This is a genomic window from Achromobacter sp. SIMBA_011 (genome assembly GCF_046535435.1).
GTDB classification, from domain to species: Bacteria; Pseudomonadota; Gammaproteobacteria; order Burkholderiales; family Burkholderiaceae_B; genus Achromobacter; species Achromobacter dolens.
The window spans coordinates 1-264 of the sequence record NZ_JAWRWN010000630.1 but is presented as its reverse complement, the minus strand read 5'-3'; the positions used below and the strand labels follow the sequence as shown (position 1 = coordinate 264).

The window sequence follows — 264 nt, the reverse complement described above, 5'->3', positions numbered from 1 at the left end:
GCATCCTGTGGATGCAACACGCGTATACGCTCGGCGCCGACGATGCCGTGCTGCAGAAGACCCCGTTCAGCTTCGACGTGTCGGTCTGGGAATTCTTCTGGCCGCTCGTCACCGGCGCGCGCCTCGTGTTCGCCCGGCCCGGCGGACAGCGCGAGACCGACTATCTGGTCGAACTCATCGAGCGCGAACGGATCACCACGGTCCATTTCGTGCCCTCGATGCTGCGCGCCTTTCTCGATCATCCGGACCTCGACGCGCACTGCA

Annotated in this window: 1 protein-coding gene; it reads left to right on the top strand. The window is 64.8% G+C overall.

What is annotated here, in order from left to right; genetic code table 11:
• Positions 1 to 264 (top strand): AMP-binding protein (locus SB816_RS32475; protein WP_410548309.1); only part of this gene is annotated, 264 nt, incomplete at both ends.